Source organism: Paenibacillus polysaccharolyticus (genome assembly GCF_900102085.1).
In the GTDB taxonomy this organism is placed as follows: domain Bacteria; phylum Bacillota; class Bacilli; order Paenibacillales; family Paenibacillaceae; genus Paenibacillus; species Paenibacillus polysaccharolyticus.
This window is the reverse complement of record NZ_FMVM01000020.1, coordinates 63445-83275: the sequence shown is the minus strand read 5'-3', so window position 1 is coordinate 83275 and position 19831 is coordinate 63445. Positions and strand designations below refer to the sequence as shown.

At 48.9% G+C, this 19831-nt stretch carries 13 protein-coding genes; all 13 read left to right on the top strand.

Features of this window, described 5'->3' with window-relative positions; all coding sequences use genetic code 11:
• Window positions 1-88 precede the first annotated feature (88 nt).
• The 13 genes from BLQ13_RS24125 (at window position 89) to BLQ13_RS24065 (ending at window position 19806) form a co-directional block, all read left to right on the top strand.
• A complete protein-coding gene (locus tag BLQ13_RS24125) occupies window positions 89-2872 on the top strand; it encodes a glycoside hydrolase family 3 C-terminal domain-containing protein (RefSeq protein WP_090924245.1) in 2784 nt (927 codons plus the stop codon).
• Window positions 2873-3115: 243 nt separating this feature from the next.
• Window positions 3116-3307, top strand: a complete 192-nt coding sequence (locus BLQ13_RS24120; protein WP_090924244.1) for a hypothetical protein — start codon at window positions 3116-3118, stop codon at window positions 3305-3307.
• Between the two features lie 382 nt (window positions 3308-3689).
• Window positions 3690-4709: a sialidase family protein gene (locus BLQ13_RS24115; RefSeq protein WP_208606824.1), complete on the top strand. Its 1020-nt coding sequence runs from the start codon at window positions 3690-3692 to the stop codon at window positions 4707-4709.
• Between the two features lie 76 nt (window positions 4710-4785).
• Window positions 4786-5685, top strand: a complete 900-nt coding sequence (locus tag BLQ13_RS24110) for a copper homeostasis protein CutC (protein ID WP_090924243.1) — start codon at window positions 4786-4788, stop codon at window positions 5683-5685.
• A 124-nt stretch (window positions 5686-5809) separates the two neighbouring features.
• Window positions 5810-7288 (top strand): alpha-L-fucosidase, encoded by a 1479-nt coding sequence (locus tag BLQ13_RS24105; RefSeq protein ID WP_090924242.1) that lies wholly within the window; start codon window positions 5810-5812, stop codon window positions 7286-7288.
• Between the two features lies 1 nt (window position 7289).
• Window positions 7290-9101 carry a glycoside hydrolase family 35 protein gene (locus tag BLQ13_RS24100; protein ID WP_090924241.1) on the top strand — a complete coding sequence of 604 codons (1812 nt, stop codon included), beginning with the start codon at window positions 7290-7292 and terminating at the stop codon, window positions 9099-9101.
• A gap of 109 nt (window positions 9102-9210) precedes the next feature.
• Window positions 9211-10077, top strand: a complete 867-nt coding sequence (locus tag BLQ13_RS24095; protein WP_090924287.1) for a sugar phosphate isomerase/epimerase family protein — start codon at window positions 9211-9213, stop codon at window positions 10075-10077.
• 281 nt (window positions 10078-10358) lie between these two features.
• Complete coding sequence (locus BLQ13_RS24090; protein WP_090924240.1) at window positions 10359-11417, top strand: Gfo/Idh/MocA family protein; 1059 nt, start codon at window positions 10359-10361, stop codon at window positions 11415-11417.
• 627 nt (window positions 11418-12044) lie between these two features.
• The gene (locus BLQ13_RS24085) at window positions 12045-13457 is read left to right on the top strand and encodes an alpha-L-fucosidase (protein WP_090924239.1); all 1413 of its coding nucleotides are present in this window, start codon (window positions 12045-12047) and stop codon (window positions 13455-13457) included.
• A 347-nt stretch (window positions 13458-13804) separates the two neighbouring features.
• The gene (locus tag BLQ13_RS24080) at window positions 13805-14749 is read left to right on the top strand and encodes an ABC transporter permease (protein ID WP_420848966.1); all 945 of its coding nucleotides are present in this window, start codon (window positions 13805-13807) and stop codon (window positions 14747-14749) included.
• A 15-nt stretch (window positions 14750-14764) separates the two neighbouring features.
• A complete protein-coding gene (locus BLQ13_RS24075; RefSeq protein WP_090924237.1) occupies window positions 14765-15673 on the top strand; it encodes a carbohydrate ABC transporter permease in 909 nt (302 codons plus the stop codon).
• Window positions 15674-15775: 102 nt separating this feature from the next.
• Entirely contained in the window at window positions 15776-17410 is a 1635-nt protein-coding gene (locus BLQ13_RS24070) for a type 2 periplasmic-binding domain-containing protein (RefSeq protein ID WP_090924236.1), read from the top strand.
• Between the two features lie 170 nt (window positions 17411-17580).
• Entirely contained in the window at window positions 17581-19806 is a 2226-nt protein-coding gene (locus tag BLQ13_RS24065) for a helix-turn-helix domain-containing protein (RefSeq protein ID WP_090924235.1), read from the top strand.
• The last annotated feature ends 25 nt before the right edge of the window (window positions 19807-19831 follow it).

The window sequence follows — 19831 nt, the reverse complement described above, 5'->3', positions numbered from 1 at the left end:
CATCGTAGTAATGGGGGTACGATCTAATCTTGTTTATAAATAGCCGTTTCACACAGATATGGAGATGACATTTCAGGAGGGAAATCATTTGAGTACAAATCTAATTGGTGTTCCATTGGAAGGGTTTGCAGAGTTCAGCCGTACAGTGGCTGCCGAAGGAGCAGTTTTACTTAAAAATGAAGGACAGGTACTTCCACTTAGTCGTTCCGAAAACGTTTCAGTTTTTGGCCGGATTCAAGTAAATTATTATCGTAGCGGCACAGGTTCAGGCGGGAGTGTTCATGTCGCGTATACCACGAATCTGCTGGATGGATTGCGTAGCAAAAAGAACATTACAGTCAACGAGGAATTAGCAGCCGTTTATGAGAAATGGATCGAGGAAAATCCGTTTGACGATGGCGGCAAAGTATGGGCGGCCGAGCCGTGGAATCAGAAGGAAATGCCACTCACGGACGAACTGGTTGCACAGGCTAGAAGTAAATCCAGTAAAGCCATTGTGGTCATTGGACGTACCGCAGGGGAAGATCAGGATAATGCAGATGCACCCGGAAGTTATCGTCTGACCGACGATGAGAAGGCGATGCTGAAGCATGTGACGAACCATTTTGAACATACAATTGTAGTACTTAATGTCTCCAATATTATGGATATGAGCTGGCTGAACGAAACGGTTCTACATCCGATTCAAGGTATGATCTACTCCTGGCACGGGGGCATGGAAGGCGGTAACGCGATCGCGGACGTATTGGCTGGAGACGTGACACCAAGCGGTAAACTGACGGATACGATTGCATATTCCATCGAAGATTACCCTTCTACAAGCAACTACGGAAATGAGTTCAAGAACCTGTATCAGGAAGATATTTATGTGGGGTATCGTTTTTTCGAAACGTTTCGACCTGAAAAAGTGCAATTTGAGTTCGGTTATGGCTTGTCTTACACCACTTTTGCCACACAAATCGAGGAAGCTCGCACGGTGACCGAGAACGGTGAGACATTGATCGAGGTTCGTGTGAACGTGACCAACTCCGGTACAACCTATGCAGGTAAAGAGGTCGTTCAGGTGTATTATGAAGCACCGCAAGGGGAACTGGGACAACCGGTGAAAGCACTTGCCGCTTTTGGCAAAACAGGACTATTGCAGCCCGGCGATTCCGAGCTGTTAACGATTCGTTTCCCGGTAAATCGCATGGCTTCGTATGATGATGCTGGTGTAACGGGATATGCTTCCGCATACGTGCTTGAAGCTGGAACGTACCGTCTACATGTGGGTACGAGTGTGAAGCAGGTAGAGCATGTTGGCGTGGATGGCCAAGATGGCTTCGTTGTGGACACGGTTCAACTGGTGGAGCAATTGCAGGAAGCGATGGCGCCAACGGAAGATTTTACACGGTTGAAACCGGGCATTCGCAAGGCAGATGGATCATATGAGCTGACTTATGTAGATGTGCCAAAGCGCAAAGTGTCTATCGCGGATCGCATCAAGCAGAACTTGCCACAAACGTTGGAGCAAACGGGAAATCAGGGTTACAAGCTGAGTGACGTGAAGGCGGGTAAAGTGAGTCTGGAGGCCTTTGTAGCTCAACTGAGCGATCAGGATCTGGCAGCAATTGTACGCGGCGAAGGCATGAGCAGTCCGCTGGTTACTTCGGGAACGGCATCGGCTTTTGGCGGTGTGAGTGACAGCCTGTTTAACTATGGCATTCCTGTTGCCTGTACGGCAGATGGTCCGTCCGGTATCCGTATGGATAGTGGGGAAAAAGCAACACAAGTATCTATAGGAACGCTGCTAGCGGCAACGTGGAATGCAGACTTGGTAGAAGAACTGTATGTGATGGAAGGACAAGAGCTGCTTCGCAATCAGGTGGACACCTTACTCGGACCTGGACTCAATATCCGCCGCAGTCCGCTGAATGGTCGTAACTTCGAGTACTTCTCGGAAGATCCGCTGATTTCTGGTGTATTTGCCGCAGCTTGTACGAAAGGTATTATGAAGGGCGGATCTAACGCCACACTGAAACACTTTGCCTGCAACAACCAGGAGAAACACCGTAGCAAAGTCGATGCTGTTGTATCCGAACGTGCGTTACGCGAAATTTATCTGAAAGGGTTCGAGATTGCGGTAAAAGAGGGTGGAGCGAACTCCATCATGACCTCTTACAATCCGATTAACGGACACTGGGCTGCATCCAACTACGATCTGAACACAACGATTCTGCGTGGAGAGTGGAACTTCGACGGCATTGTGATGACCGACTGGTGGGCCATTATGAACGATGTGGTAGAAGGTGGAGAAGCCGATCGCAAGTTCACGAACTGGATGGTTCGCGCTCAGAACGACCTGTACATGGTTGTGCCAAACTATGGCGCAGAGATCAACGGCTGGGATGATAATACAATGGAATCGCTCGAAAATGGAACTTTGACCCGCGGCGAGCTGCAACGCTCCGCGATCAACATCTGCAAATTCATCATGAACGCGCCGGTATCCTCACGCAAACATGAGATAGTAGAGAACGTGGCCGCGTTCCAGGCGAATGCGTCTCTGACTGAGGCAAACGCCCGGTCGCTGGCTGACAATGCACAGGTAAAACCTGCGGTAACTGAGCCTGTATATATGAAAGTGGATGAAGCAGGCCAGTACCGGATTATTGTGCAGATCATGTCACCTGAGCCTGAACTGGCGCAAAGTGCATGTAATGTGTTGCTGAATGGTCAGCTTGCTACGACGATTCAAACGAACGGTACAGAAGGCAAATGGATCAGACAAAAGCTGGTGAAAGTGCAGCTGGAGGCCGGGCTGTATGAACTCAAGCTCGACTTTACCAAACCAGGTCTGCAGATCGATTGGATCGAATTCAAGCAGGTGTAGGTTGGGTTTTAACGGGTATGCTTGCGATATAAAAGGTGACATGTAAATGGATTGGCACTTGCATCCATTCGGGTCTCTTTCTAAGTAGAAAGTGTAATAGTGTGGTGCTAGAACCATTACTGGGATGATAACAAAGGACACTGCCTGCAGTGTCCTTTTGTTGTCACCGGAGGAGCAGACTGTTATGATCGAGTTACGGGATCGTGGTCAAACAGAATAATGGGGTCAGGGGTGTGGCAAACGATGAAAAGATACAATTATTTAAGTCCGATTCTGCTGATTGTCGTTGCATTAATTGTGCGAGGTCTGGTTACTAACGTGTGTATGCTGTTTGGACTGTCGCAAGAGGTGTCCAGTAATATTGCGATGCTTGCCATGATTATTGTGGCTTTGATTATGTTCAACCGAATGACAAAAGCCCGGCGTAACAAGTAAAACGGTGTGGTCTCCGATGGGACAAGTAGGTAGAAAAAAGCAATTTTGAAAGCCCTTTATTTCTTTGTTAAAGGGTTAGGAATAGGTAAGAAAGACGCTAGCACAGGATACAAAGACGATGTAGAGATTCTTCTGCTTCGTCTTTTTTGCGTCATGTCTCAAAAATTTTTCGCCCATCAAAGGGTTGCATGGTAGACCGTGAATTCTATAAAGTTGTGGTTTTAGGGTTCACCTTCGGGTATTGACGTTCAATACCTAACGTTTTAGACTGAAGCTATAATTTAATAACAAATAAAATAACAAAAATAACAAATAGTGATGGTAGTCAAAGCAATAAGAGTCATGGAGGCAGTGAAAGAAGTAAAAGGCAGGGGGCTCACTCATGATCATGATGGCAGAGAAACAATATGTTTTTCGAGAAGGACAGCTTTTTCAGAGTAGTCATGCATCCACAATTGCTGTTTTTCCAGGTGGGGTGGTTATTGCAGCTTGGTTCGCAGGTTCGTATGAAAAATCCAGCGACACCGCTATCTGGATGGCTATTCAGGAGCAAGATGGCTTGTGGTCAGCGCCGCGCAAAGTAGCGGATGAAGAAGGCATTGCCCATTGGAACCCGGTGCTGTATGCACATGGGTGCTCACTTGTCCTCTTTTACAAGGTGGGACACGAAATTACAGACTGGCATACGCGCATCATGTGCTCGGAGGATGGTGGTCAGACATGGACGGAGGCTCGTGAGTTGGTTCCCGGTGATGTGGGTGGCCGTGGTCCGGTGCGCAATAAACCTGTACGGCTAACGGATGGAACCATTTTGGCTCCGGCTTCTATTGAGCGAATGGACACGGAGAATCTGGGCAAGCAGGTGTGGGAAGCTTTTGTTGATATTTCAACCGATGAGGGCAAGACATGGAGGAAAAGTGAACCCGTGCCGATGAATTTGTCTGTTTATGTGGGGGCGGATCATTGGATTGCAAAAGGTCTGATTCAGCCTACTTTATGGACTTCAAGTGCTAATGATGCACATATGCTGCTTCGCAGTACGGAGGAGAAGATTTTCCGCAGTGACTCGGTGGATGGAGGCAGGACATGGTGTGAAGCTTACCCGACAGAACTGCCAAACAACAATAGCGGAATCGATGTCACGCGCCTGGAGAGTGGCTTGCTTGCGCTTGTTTACAATCCCGTGAGCGGATATGCGACAGAGAGTCCCCGGACACCACTGGTGGTTACTTTTTCGAATGACAATGGTGCGAGCTGGGGAGATGAATGGGTGCTTGAAGATGAGCCGGGAGAGTATTCATATCCTGCCATCGTATCTCAGGGGCAGAACCTGTACATCTCGTATACGTGGAAAAGAGACCGGGTTGCGTTCTGGAAACTGAACGTTCACACATCGGAATAAAGCAAGGACCGCAGAAACGCTGATCATGCGTTTAATCGGTCCTTTCTGTCGTGATTACTTGTGAGGAGGTGTTCCTATGAATATGCAAGTCATTAAGAGACAACCGACTTTGGAAGTCATTGCGGTAGACGCAGTAGATGCCCAAGCGGCTGAGCAGGGGGGAGCCGATCGGATCGAGCTGGTATCGGCTATGAACGAAGGTGGTCTTACGCCCAGTTATGGGCAGATTGAACAGGTTGTATCCAAGGTGTCGATTCCAGTGTATGTCATGATAAGGCCACATAGCCGCTCGTTCTGCTATAGCGCTGATGATCTTCGGGCGATGATTCAAGACATACGTGTGGCGAGGGAGCTTGGTGCCGCAGGCATCGTGATTGGAGCTCTCACCGATGAGGGAGAAGTAGATCGCTCCTTTTTACAAACTTGTCTGTTAAGCGCTCAGGGGATGGGAGTTACGTTTCATCGCGCCATCGATTCGAGTGCACATGTGGTGAGAGCACTGGAGAGCATTGGTAGCGTCAATGGAGGGAACGAGGGTAAGGGCAGGTATGAGTATGAGAGGGAGATGAAAAACAAGAGTGAGAGTGTTAGTGAAAGTAAGAACAGGAGCAGTAGCGAGAATAACAGCAAGAACAAGAGTGAGTGTGAGAGCAAGAGCAAGAGTGCAAGCGTTAGTAAGAGCGAGGAGAGTGTCGTTGAGCGTGTACTTACCTCGGGAGGGAAACTTACAGCACCTGAGGGTTTGCTCGAACTACAGCAGTTGCAGGAGATAGGACAGAGGTTGAACATATCGATTATGGCGGGGTCGGGTGTCACGATTGATGGGATTCCAACCATTGTGAGCCGAACGGGGATTACCGAAATTCATATGGGATCGGGTGTGCGGCACAGAGGGAGTTTTGATCATCCTGTAGATGCTCAGCTTGTCGCTCAGGCCAAAGCGGCATTGATTCATGCAGTACAAGAGTTGCAGTAATGGTATCCATTGTGTGGGTGCTGTTAGAAACAGCCGACATAGCGGTAGTTAAAGAAGCGGATGAGCAGCTAGAACAAAAAGCAATAAAAGCAAAATGCACTTTTCATATAAGGGAGTGTGAGCCATGAATTCAAAGCTTTTACCAGCACCAGCGGATTGGATTAAAACAGCGGCACAGGTCAGCCCATCCGAGCACCAAATGAGATGGCAGGAGATGGAGTTTTATGCTTTTATCCATTTTACCGTGAACACATTTACAGATCGGGAGTGGGGGACGGGTGAGGAAGACCCGGCAATCTTTAACCCTACTGAACTACATGCAGGGCAATGGGTGGAGGCATGTAAAGATGCAGGCATGAAAGGGCTGATTTTGACATGCAAGCACCATGACGGATTCTGTCTATGGCCCAGCCGTTATACAGATCATACAGTCGCAGCAAGTCCATGGCGGAATGGCTCTGGTGACCTGGTTCGAGAAGTTGCCGATGCTTGTCGTGACGCCGGGTTGAAATTTGGGGTGTATCTCTCACCCTGGGATCGCCATGAAGCATGTTATGGAGATTCGGAGCGGTATAACGCCTTTTTTCTTCATCAACTGCGCGAACTGCTGACGAACTACGGTGACATCTTCTGTGTCTGGTTTGATGGAGCTTGTGGCGAAGGGCCCAATGGGAAAAGGCAGGTCTATGACTGGCACGCCTATTATGCGCTCATTCGTGAGCTTCAGCCAGAAGCGGTTATTTCGGTCTGTGGCCCAGATGTGCGCTGGTGTGGCAACGAGGCGGGACATACGCGGGAATCGGAATGGAGCGTTGTGCCGGCGCATATGCAGGATAATGAGAAGATTCAGGAGCAGTCACAGCAGGTGGATGATGGAGCGTTTGCGAGGAAAATCAATACACAGGACCGTGATCTGGGGAGTCGGAGCGTTATCCGTGATTATGCTGATCAGCTGGTGTGGTATCCTGCCGAGGTGAATACTTCGATACGTCCAGGCTGGTTCTATCATGCGAGTGAAGATGATCAGGTCAAAACGCTGGAGGAACTGCTGTCCGTTTATTACGGGGCCGTGGGCGGCAACGCCTGTTTTTTGCTTAACCTGCCCCCAGACAAGCGTGGTCTGATTCATGAAAATGATGTTCAGCGACTGTGGGAGTTAGGTTCAGCGCTGCGTACCACGTTCAGTGAAGACTTGGCGCAAGGCGCACGGGCGAAGGCTTCGGAGACGATGGACGAAGCACATGATGCTTCACAAGTGCTAAATCCGTATGGAGAGCGCAAACCAAAAGCTTATTGGTGCCCACGCGAAGGAACAGAGCAGGCGTGGATTGAATTGATTTTGCCGGAAGAAAAGACCTTCGACCGTGTGATGCTGATGGAGCACATCCAATCGGGGCAACGGATCGAACGATTCACGCTGGAAGTATGCGGTGAGGATGGTCGGTGGCAGGATATCTATGCCGGAACGGTGGTTGGGTATAAGCGGATTTGCTGTTTTCCAAAAGTGACTGCACGCCGGGTTCGAGTAACCATTCAGGAGTCCAGATGGTTCCCGACGTTATCTAGATTCAGTTTATTTTACAGTGAACGGGAGGACGTGTGAGATGGCGGTACTGACGGCTCGGGGGTCTCAATTTATGCTGGATGGAGAACCTTTTCAAATTCTGTCGGGTGCGATTCATTATTTTCGAGTGGTGCCCGAGTATTGGGAAGATCGGCTGCTGAAGCTGAAGGCCTGCGGGTTTAACACGGTGGAGACCTACGTGCCATGGAACATGCATGAGCCACAGCCGGGGATGTATTGTTTCGAAGGCATGGCGGACGTGGAGAAATTTATTCGACTTGCGGGGAGCTTGGGGCTGCATGTGATCGTTCGTCCAAGTCCTTACATCTGTGCGGAGTGGGAATTTGGCGGATTGCCTTCCTGGCTGCTTGCGGATGACCATCTGCGGCTTCGTTGCAATGATTCGGTGTTTCTGGCGCATGTGGATCGGTATTACGATGTACTTTTACCCACATTAAAACCTCTTTTGAGCACCTCTGGCGGCCCCGTTATTGCATTGCAGATTGAAAATGAATATGGCAGCTTCGGGAACGATGCGAGTTATCTGCAATATTTGCGAGATGGCATGGTGAGGCGGGGCATGGATGTGCTCCTGTTCACCTCGGATGGGCCAACCGATCATATGCTGCAGGCTGGTTCCGTGCCAGGACACTTGGCAACAGTGAATTTTGGATCGGGGACAGAGTGGGCGTTCGCTAAGCTGCGTGAATATCAGGTAGAGGAACCTCTTATGTGTATGGAGTTTTGGAATGGCTGGTTCGATCACTGGGGCGAATCTCATCACACTCGGGAAGCAGAAGATGTAGCTAAAGTGCTGGAGGAAATGTTAGAAGCAGGCGCCTCGGTGAATTTCTACATGTTCCATGGCGGTACGAATTTTGCATTTTATAATGGAGCGAACTGTCAGCAAAAGGATCAATACGAACCAACCATTACGAGTTACGACTATGACTCTTTGCTTAGTGAATCGGGAGAACTCACAGCGAAATTTTATGCGGTGAGGGAGGTTCTCTCGCGGTATAGCGGTTCTAAAAAAGATGATCGTAGCTCTGAACCGAGAAATATGGTTTTACCGGAACCTATAGGAACGGCTGCTTACGGTAGGGTCGAGATGGCGCAGCGAGCTAGCTTGATGCAACAACTGGACGCACTGGCTATTCCAGTGCACCGTACAAATCCGGAGCCGATGGAGAAGCTGGGGCAGGATTATGGGTTTATCAGCTACCAGACACGGATATCCGGGCCAAGAGAACGACAGGAATTCGTTGTTCAGGAGGTTCGTGATCGGGCAATGGTGTTTGTAGATGGCCTTTTACAGGGAGTACTGGAACGTGGGAATCCCACGGCGACAACGATATCCTTTGAAGTACCCGCGGAAGGCACGGAGTTGCTCATTCTCGTTGAGAATATGGGGCGAATCAATTATGGTCCGTACCTGAGAGATCCGAAGGGAATTACGGAGGGTGTGCGGCATGGATTTCAGTTTTTATACGATTGGACGATTCATTGTTTGCCGATGACCGATCTTTCGGGTTTATCTTTCGCTGTGCTGTCTGAGCTTGAGAGTAGCGTAAGAACAGTAACAGAGGAGCCATTTTTTTATCGAGGAAGTCTTCATATTGAAGATGTGTTGGATATAAAGGATACTTTTCTTCGTCTGGACGGCTGGACAAAAGGGGTTGCATTTGTAAACGGATTCAATCTGGGGCGCTACTGGAATAAAGGCCCGCAACAGACGTTGTATGTCCCTGCGCCTCTTCTCCGTCTAGGGGAGAACGAGATCATCATATTTGAGCTTCATGGGACGGCAGATGCCGCTGTCATGTTCGTGGATCAGCCGGATTTGGGCTAGAAAAGGAAAATCGGTGAGCCATGCGATTATTGGCAATTGCTCTATGGACTGGAACAAGGTATACGTTGGGTATGGACACCCATCACAGGAGAGGGAGAGGATGAGGAAGATGAAAGTTGGACTCAGCACATACAGTTTGCAGCAAGCGTTGGATCGTAAGGAGCTAACTGTGCCGGATGCCGTTCGGTGGATTGCGGAGCAGGGCGGGCAGCATGTGGAGATTGTACCGATGGGCTTCAGTTTGATTGATAATCCAGTGTTAATTGAGGAAATCAAAGCTACGGCTCGGGAGGTTGGTATCGACATCTCGAATTATGCCATTGGAGCAAACTTTGCGGTTCAGGAGAATGTCGAGACGTTGGAAGAAGAAATTCAAAGCGTTATGCGCCACGTGGATGTCGCCGCTGCCCTGGGTGTGAAGCTGATGCGCCACGATGTGGCTTTCCGGCCTGCACCGGAGGGGACTGTAGCACAGTTTGAAGCCGACCTGCCCGTACTCGTCAAAGCCTGTCAGCGAATTGCCGACTATGCCGCAGGCTTTGGCATTACAACAAGTGTGGAGAACCACGGATATTATGTGCAATCGAGCGAGCGGATTCAGCGGCTGTTACATGAGACGGGTCGGGAAAATTTCAAAACGACACTGGACATCGGCAATTTCCTCTGTGTGGATGAAGATCCGGTGAGTGCGGTGAAAAATAACATTTCTTACGCGTCCATCGTTCACGCTAAAGACTTCTACTGGCGTCCTTCCACCCGGAATCCCGGCGAAGGCTGGTTCCAGACTTCCCATGGCAATTATCTGCGTGGTGCTATCGTGGGCCATGGTGATATCGACATGCCTGAAGTGTTCCGTGTGATGAAGCAGTCCGGTTACGACGGGTATATCTCGGTTGAATTCGAAGGCATGGAGGATTGCCGAACCGCCTCGCGCATTGCAATGGATAACGTGCGCCGTTTGTGGGATGAGGCGTGAAACCGTGTCGGTATGTGTCTTGCTATTATGGGATCGCTATGCTATCCCGTGTCGATTGGTCTAGTGCTGTGAGATGCAGTGTAGGGAGTCTTCTATACAGGAGGTTTAGTAAAAAAGTAGGCTGTATGAAAGAAGACGTCGTTATCAGTTCTCTCTCAGATGAAATACATTGAAATGTGATCAGTATGAATGATTCAAGGTCGTACAACTTTTTATAAAAGATGGCTCTGCCGAGCTGAACGGTATTCATTTTCATTTTTAAATTCTGGAGGGGTAGTGAAATGTCCAAATTAAAAGTTGCCGTTATCGGCGCCGGTTCAATATCCGATTGCCACCTGCAAGCGTATGCCAGTAATCCGGAAGTAGAGATTTATGCGATCTGTGATCTGAACGAAACCCGTGCAACCGATGTGGCGAAGCAGTATGGAGCAACCCATGTGTTTACGGACTATAAAGATCTGCTCGCTCTACCGGAAATCGATTCGGTTAGCATCTGTACCTGGAATGACTCGCACGCGGAGATCAGTATTGCTGCGCTTGATGCGGGCAAAAACGTGCTCTGCGAGAAACCCCTCTGCCAGACGGTGGAGGAAGCACTTGAGGTAGAAAAAGCCGTTCATCGCAGTGGTAAGTTGCTACAAGTCGGCTTTGTTCGCCGCTATAGTGACAATGCTCAGATTCTTAAAAAGTTCATCGACGAAGGTGAGCTCGGCGAAATCTATTATGCCAAAGCTTCCAGTCTGCGCCGTCTTGGCAACCCTGGTGGCTGGTTTGCGGATAAAAGTCGCTCCGGCGGCGGCCCGTTAATTGATATCGGCGTACATGTCATCGACATTTGCTGGTATCTGATGGGTAGACCGAAGGTGAAATCCGTTTCCGCTAACGTCTCCAATCGTCTCGGCAACCGGGCTAACATTCGCAATCTTTCGTTTTATAAGGCCGCCGATTACGATGCGGAACAGAACACCGTGGAAGATATGGCGAATGCATTGATCCGTTTTGAAAATGGGGCAAGCCTGCTGGTCGATGTCAGCTTCACTCTGCATGCAAAGGCTGATGAAACAGCAGTTAAGCTGTATGGCGACAAAGGCGGAGCCGAGCTGGAGCCCGAGATTTCAATTGTTGGCGACAAGTTCGATACCATTCTGAACATGACACCGCAGGTCGATTTCAAATCCTTTGACTTCATGGGCTCATTCCGTAATGAAATCAACCACTTTATCGATAGCACGCAGGGCCGAAAAGAAACCCTCAGCCCCGTCGAGGACGGTGTAGAAGTCATGAAAATGCTATGCGCTATCTACGAATCGGCGCGCGAGGGCAAGGAGATCACGTTGTAAAAAATCCATTTACACGTGAACGGAGTGCTCAAGTGTAAATCTGTCAGTGATCTTAAGTCATTTGTTCTACCTAAAACGGAGGAATAAGTAACCCGACGTATCCAAGTTACCCCATCGACGAGGTGAAACCGTCATTGCCCGTTGTATCAGCATTTATTTACACGAAAACGGAGAGGTCAGAAATAAGCCGAAGAAGCGAAGCGTGCGCCTTTATCCCCGGATTTCCCCAACAGGGAAATAGTTCAAAGAAATCCGGGGGTAACAGCGCTCGGAGGATTGTTCTGACCGCGGAGTGGTCTAGTGTAAATTCACCAGTGATCTTAAGTCATTTGCTCTACCCAAAACGGAGGGATAAGTAACCCGACGTATCCAAGTTACCCGATCGACGAGGTGAAACTGTCTTTGGCGTTGTAAAAACATCCATTTACACGTGAAACGGAGAGTGCAGAACCAATCTGGAGAAGCGAAGCGCTCGCCTTTACCACCGGATTTCCCCATCAGGGAAATAATTCATAGAAATCTGGGGGTAACAGCGATCGAAAGATGGTACTGCAATCGGAGTGGCCTAGTGTAAATTTAATCTTTTTTTACAGCGCGAGAAATTTCAACTAAAGGAGATGCTTTATTTTGACTCAAACCAATTCCCCCCTGCCAGAGCAGGAAGAGCAGATCGTTGAAGCAGGCGTACACAACTTTAGCAAAGAAGACGAATGGGTAAAGCCGGATGATCCACTGCTACTAGAGCGGCTGGAGTGGTTCAAAGATCAGAAGCTCGGTTTGATGATGCACTGGGGGCCATACTCACAGCTCGGCTTGGTGGAATCATGGGCGCTGAGTGATGAGGATGGCGACTGGTCGAGGGATGATGTGGACTGGACGGACGACATGGAGGACTTCAAACGTGAATATTTTGACCTGAACAAAACCTTCAATCCGATCCGGTTCCAGCCCGAGGAATGGGCACAGATGGCCGCCGACAACGGCTTCAAATACTTCTTGTTTACGACCAAGCACCATGACGGTTTCTGCATGTGGGATACCAAAACAACCGATTACCGGATTACGGGCAAAGATACGCCGTTTCACACGCACAAATATGCCGATATCTGCCGTACGCTATTCGACGCGTTCCGAGCGAAGGGACTTGGCATCTCGGCGTACTTTTCCAAAGCAGACTGGCACACCCCTTATTACTGGGCACCGGGCATGGAGCGTGGACGGCATATGTGGCGCGGGCCTTCCTATGATCCGCACAAGTATCCCTGGATGTGGGAAAAGTTCGTGGAGTTCACTCATGAGCAGATCATGGAATTGCTGACGAATTACGGACGGATCGAGTGTTTGTGGCTTGATGCAGGCTGGGTACGTGAAGGCCGCCACGGTCAGGATATTCGGCTTGGCGAAGTGGTCGAGCGGGCGAGAAAGAGCACGCAGCCTTGGCTTCTGTCCGCAGATCGCACTGTAGGCGGGCCGTATGAAAACATCGTCACCCCGGAGCAGACGATCCCCGAGCATCCGATGAATATCCCGTGGGAGAGCTGTATTACCGTCGGGCACTCCTTTGCTTTTGGCTTCGACGATCAGTATAAATCTGGACGGCAACTTGCACATATTTTGCTTGAGGTGGTATCCAAAGGCGGGAATCTGGCACTGAATGTCGGGCCGCAGCCGGACGGACGTCTACCTAAAGGGGCGATTCGAGGCATCCAGGGGCTCGGCGAATGGTTGAACACACACGGCGAAGGCATCTATAGCACCCGTATTTGCGCACCGTTTTACACGAAGGATTGGGCATTTACACAGAAAGAAGACGTACACACCGTCTATGCCTTCCGCATGTATCGCAACGAGAGCGAGACCCCGGAAGAGCGCCTGATCATTCCTTATGTGGAAAAGGTGGAGCGTATTGAACTCATCGGTACGAATGACGTACTTTCGTTTCAGCAGACCGAAGAAGGGCTGCTCGTGGAGTTGCCACGATCCGCTACAAGCAACCAAGCACCGATCACTCATACATTTAGATTGATCACCAAATCATAAAAATGCATGTCAATTCCGGGGGAGATATCAGGGCCTCCGGAATTTTATTTTTGTACATATAAACTTACAGAACCCCAAAGAACAGGGCTTTAAACACTTGCTGCACAAGGGTTTTTAGAATAAAGAGAGGTCGGAGAAAATTGCAAATTGATCAAAAAGACCCCGGCAAGGTAATATCAATTCAAGAAAGCGCTACCTGATATGATTGTTAACATTGATTGGATTCAAGGCAACAAATGAGCATCGAAAATGAACGTTTAAGAGATGTGAATGTAATGTATTATTACACTTGAGGCTGAGAAGGAGTGACGCAAATGAGTCGAGGTACAGATAGCATACCTGCGAACATGGAGCTGCAGCAATTACGTCAGACAGCGCCCAAGAAGCAGCATCCGTTTATCAAAAGCTTCAAAAAGCACTGGGAGCTGTACCTGCTTGTGCTGCCTCCTGTGTTGTATCTATTGATCTTCAAATACATCCCGATGGTTGGTGTGCAGATCGCCTTTAAAGATTTCAGCGTAGTCAAAGGCATCTGGGGTAGCCCATGGGTGGGGCTCAAACATTTTGAAGCCTTCTTCAATTCCCCGAACTTCTGGCTACTGATCAAGAACACCATTGGCATCAGTTTCTATTCCCTGATTGCCGGCTTCCCTATACCGATCTTGCTCGCCTTGGCGCTGAACGAGATTCGAACGGGTTATTTTAAAAAGACCGTACAGATGGTCACGTATGCACCGCATTTTATCTCCACCGTTGTCATGGTATCCATCATCATTCTAATGCTCTCGCCGCATGTAGGCGTCGTAGACAAGTTATTTACCTGGTTGGGTTTCCCGATGACCAACTTTATGGGGATTCCCGAATATTTCAAATCAATCTATGTCTGGTCCGGGGTATGGCAGGGCATGGGGTACTCCTCGATTATCTACATCGCGGCCTTGGCGGGAGTTGATCCATCCCTGTACGAAGCGGCCAAGATGGATGGCGCCTCAAGGTTGCGTAAAATCTGGCACATCGACCTTCCCACCCTTGTTCCGGTCACCGTAATCATGTTGATTCTAAGTCTGGGCAGCATTATGGGCGTAGGTTTCGAGAAAATTTATCTTATGCAAAATCCGCTGAATACAAGTGCTTCGGAGGTCATCTCCACGTACGTGTACAAGGTCGGTCTGATCGGAGCGAATTTCAGCTTCTCCGCGGCTGTCGGATTCTTTAACTCCATCATCAACCTGATTCTGCTGGTCATCGTCAATAGCATTTCACGCAAAGTATCCGAGAACAGCTTGTGGTAAAGGAGGAGCATGTCCATGTTTAATCTGATCAATCGGAACCGAATCAAAGATCCCATTGGCGACCGTATTTTCATGACCATCAACTATATCTTTCTGATTGCCATTCTGTTAACGGTGTTCTACCCGCTCTTGTACATTGTCAGTTCCTCATTCAGCTCGTCACGTGCCGTAACATCCGGCCAGGTGTGGCTGTTCCCGGTTGATTTCAACATCAAGGCATACATCTCCATTTTCAAAAGCCAGCAGCTCATGCTCGGGTTTTACAACACGATCATCTACACCGTGGTTGGTACGTTCATCAATGTGGCTCTGACGGTTATGCTAGCCTACCCTCTCTCCCGTAAGTCGTTCTATGGACGGGGAGCGATCATCATCTTCATGATGATTACGATGTTTTTTGACGGGGGTCTGATTCCGACCTACCTGCTGATGAAAGACCTGCATCTGCTGGATACCCGCTGGGCGATGTGGCTGCCCGGAGCGCTTGCCGTGTTCCAGGTCATCGTTGCTCGTACCTTCTTTCAGTCGTCGATCCCCGAGGAACTTGGTGAAGCTGCCGAGATGGACGGGTGCCGGGATATTCGCTATTTGATCAGCGTGGTGCTGCCGCTCTCCAAACCGATTTTGGCGGTCATGACCCTGATGTACGCTGTAGGTCACTGGAATGCCTACTTTGATGCACTCATCTACCTGCGTTCCGAGAAACTGTTCCCGCTGCAATATGTACTTCGCAACTTGTTAATTCTGAATGCGGCTGACCCGGCCATGCTTGCGAATACAAGCCAGCAGATGCGAGATCAAGGGTTTGAGCAGGTGCTGAAATATGCGCTGATTGTGGTCGCAAGTATTCCGATTCTGATTATGTATCCTTTTGTGCAAAAACACTTCGTCAAAGGGGTTATGGTCGGTTCACTTAAAGGATAGATGGTAGCCGGTTTATGAAAGGAGGTGGGGGCACACGCCGGCTATATCAACCCAACAGCTTAACTAAAGGTTTGTCGTTATGAATAAAAAGGAGGAGTCAGCTTGAGAAAATCCTGGATTTCAATTTTGTGTCTGATCTTAGCTTCGATAACGATATTATCTGCATGCAGTTCATCTGAAAAAGCGGGTACAGGTAGCGAGGGGAGCGGCGAGAGCGGCGGCCCGGTGACGATGACTTTTTTTGCCCCACAAGGTAAAGCACCGATGGAAGACAATGAATTCACCAAGTTTATCGAAAAAAAGTTCAACGTGACCTTGAAATGGGATCTGGCCCCGACAGACGCTTTGCAGGATCGCAGACAATTGCTGCTAGCCAGTGGGGATTATCCTGAAGTATTCCTGCACGGCAAATTCACCACCTCGGATCTTCAAACCTATGGTAAACAAGGCGTGTTCCTCCCGCTTCAAGACCTGATCAAGCAATACGGCCCGAACCTCACCAAAGTGATGGAAGAGAAGCCTTATTTCAAGGATGCCATAACGGCACCGGACGGTAACATCTATGCATTGCCTATTTTTAATGAATGTTACCACTGTACGTATGCGCAGAAGTATTGGATCAACCAAGAGTGGCTGGATAAGGTGGGACTGAAAATGCCAACGACGACGGATGAACTGTATACCGTTCTGAAGGCGTTCAAAACCCAAGACCCGAACGGCAACGGCAAAGCCGATGAGATTCCGCTCACAGGTGCACCAAACAAATATGTGTGGAACGGCAACATCGATGCCTATCTGATGAACAGCTTCATATACAACGATAACGATAAATACCTGATCGTGAACGATGGCAAGGTGAGTTTTGCCGCCAACCAGGAGGGATGGAAGAAAGGGCTGGAGTACATGCACAAGCTGTACGCGGATGGCCTGATCGACCCGGCTTCCTTCACACAGAATGACCAGGCGATTGGTCAACTGGGGAACAAAGAAGGAGATGAAGTGGTTGGTTCCATTACAACGGCACTGGTGAGCTATCTGGTGAATACGTATGACAAAAAAATTACCCGTCACCAGCACTGGGAGATTGTGCCCCCACTCAAAGGACCGGATGGTGTGCAGACGACTGGAGCAACGCAAAGTGTAGGTGAGTTTGAATTTGCCATCACCAACAAAGCGACCGAAGCACAACAGATCGCAGCGATCAAAATTGTAGATTACATGTTCAGTGAAGAGGGTGCACTCTATGCAGAGTACGGCCCAACGGAAGGAAAGGGCTGGAAGAAAGCAGGCCCGGATGAGAAAAACATCAACGGCGAACCTGCCAAATACAGCTATTACAACCTGCCTGAACGAGATCCTAACGTGGTTGTGAACGAGAGCTGGTCACAGATTGGTGCGCATGATTTGTCCAATACGTTCCGTAATCTGTTTGCAGAGGGTCAAGATCCACTGTCTGCTGAAGGATACGGTACAAGGCTTGCTCAAGCGACGAAAGTATATGCTCCATACGCTCCGAAAGAAGTATACCCTGCCAACGTATTTATTCGTCCAGAAGATACCGAGACAGCAGCTCAACTGACCACCGCGATCAAAGATTATGTGCAGACGAATATGGCTCAGTTCATCATCGGCAGTAAGAGCATTGATAAGGACTGGGACTCATACGTGAAAGGTTTCGATGGGCTTGGATTAAGCAATTATCTGGATATTTATCAGCGTGCAATTGAGAAAAAGTGATGCAAAAGGACTGTCCCGCCTGTCACCCGTGACCGGGGCAGTCTTCTCCTATGACAACCCCACGTCATTCGATATAATGAACGCATAATTATGAAAATTTTGTGAACAGAGGCAAGGTGCAAGTGGTTTGTCGTCATGCAACATGAAATGGATTGGTGGGGGGCGCGGAGATGAACAACAATTGGTTCAGACGTTTGCTGTTATCGTATTTGCCTATTTTTTTTATTGTGACGACGATTTTATTTTTTATTTTCTTTCAGGTATTTAATGAGCAGAACCGGAGAGAAGCGCTCAAGGCTAATGAATTTTTGGCTTCACAGGTGACACAGTATCTGGATAATTCCTTGCGTTCCATCGATTTCAAGGTACTGCGCGAGATTTTGACCAACTCGAATCTGAAAAATTATTTCTCGGTATCTGGCAGCGAGGATGTCTATGCCGGCATTCAGGCCGTTAAGGTCATCGATGAATTGAAGATAGAATATCCGCTGATCGACTCGGTCTACCTGGTCAGGTACAGCGATAACACCGTTTTTAGCAATGGCAAGGCTGTTCCGATTAACGAATTCCCCGATGCAGCCTTTATCGCAGACAGCCGGACGAAGGATGAGCAGAAGTGGGTCGGCGCACGATCATTCAAGGCGTTTCCTTCCCAATCGGCGGAGCAGGTCATTACGATTGTGCGAAATGTTGGGAACGGCAGAGGTCTTGTAGTGACCAACGTGGAGTTGAATACGCTGCAAAAGTCCATTATGCAGATGTACGACCCTGAATTTACGTTTGTGAACATCTACAACCGATCCGGGGGAAGTCTGTGGCATGGTGGTACGCCTGATGCTGAGATGCTTGCTTCCAAGCCAGCTTCCGCTTCAGGAGAGGTTTTCTCTGAATTCACATCCAGCTATAGTGGCTGGAAGGTGCAGACGGGGCTAAATAACGGGAAAATCATCAAGTTTACGTTGCAATTTTATAATATCTGGTTTATTTTCGCGGTCGCTGTTGTACTGATCGGAGTTGTATGGGTCGTTTATGTGACGCGCAGAAACTATAAACCGATCCAGCAGATTGTTACCCTGATTCAGACGGTCTCCTCACAGAAACCGTCTGCACTGAACTATGGCAAGGAGAATGAATTCCGTTTCATTCATACCACGCTGGAGCGCATGATCGACCAGACGAAGCAATATCAGGAGGAGCATGAAGAGAATCTGATTTTGCAAAAGAAGGTCTTCTTTCAGGAACTGCTGGAAGGTACGCGGGATTACACATGTCATAAGTTATCTGCGGAGATGAGCAAGTTCAAGCTACCGGAATTAGAGCATCGCTGGGCGGTGATGGTGGTGGAGATGGATCGATATGACGTGTTTGTGGATGAGTATCATCAGCAGGATCAAGCTCTCCTGAAATTTGTGCTGTCGAGCATTTTGCAGGAAAGTGCAAGGCAAGAAGGAACCGAGGTATGGGCAGAGTGGGTTTCGAGTCAAAGGTTGTATGCCATCCTGTGGCTACCTGAGGCCGAACAATCTGAAGAGACAGAGCGACGCTTGCTCAGTGGTTATCTGGATCAGGTGGGTCAGTATTTGAATTTTACCGTAACCATTGGTGTGGGCCGGGTTGCTGTGGATATTCGCGGGCTTCGAGCTTCGCTTAAAGAGGCTGTGCATGCCCTGGAGTACAAGGCGGTTCTGGGCACCAATCAGATCATACCGTGCGGAGATGTACCGAGTTCGACGAATGACGTGTATGAGTTTCTTAAGACCATCTCCTTGCTCGTGCAGGCAATGCGGCTATCAGACGATGTTTGGGAACAGCATTTTGAACGGCTGTTTAAGCAGATTCGTCAGTCTGTTCTGTCTCGTCAGGAGATTATGAACACGGTTCAGCTGTTGTTCCAGCATTATAATCGTGAGTTTGCCGAGCTTCCGCGTGAATATCAGGAGTCATGGGCAGCGATATTTACGCCATTGTTACCACGGCTAGAAGGTTGGGAGACGCTGGATGATCTGCGCGAGCTGTGCCTGGAAGGGTTCCGTGAGTTGGCGAAGCAGATGGAGACACTGCAATGCTCTCGCAAACATCGGTCACATATTCTGGAGATTCGCAAATATATCGAAGAGCATTACAACAATCCCGATCTGTCGCTGAATTACCTTAGCGATCTGTTCGATATCAATCCGAAGTATCTGAGCAAGCTTTTCAAAGATGAGATCGGGGAGAAATTCGTGGATCTGCTCATCAGTCACCGGATCGAAAAAGCAAAACAGCTCATGCAACAGACGGACAAAGCCATTCAGGAGATCAGTGAGGAAGTGGGATATACCAATTACAATTCCTTCAATCGTGCTTTTAAAAATGTGGTCGGCATGGCTCCAAGTGACTATCGCAAGGCGATGTAAGCTCCACGTATGACCAACTCACAGG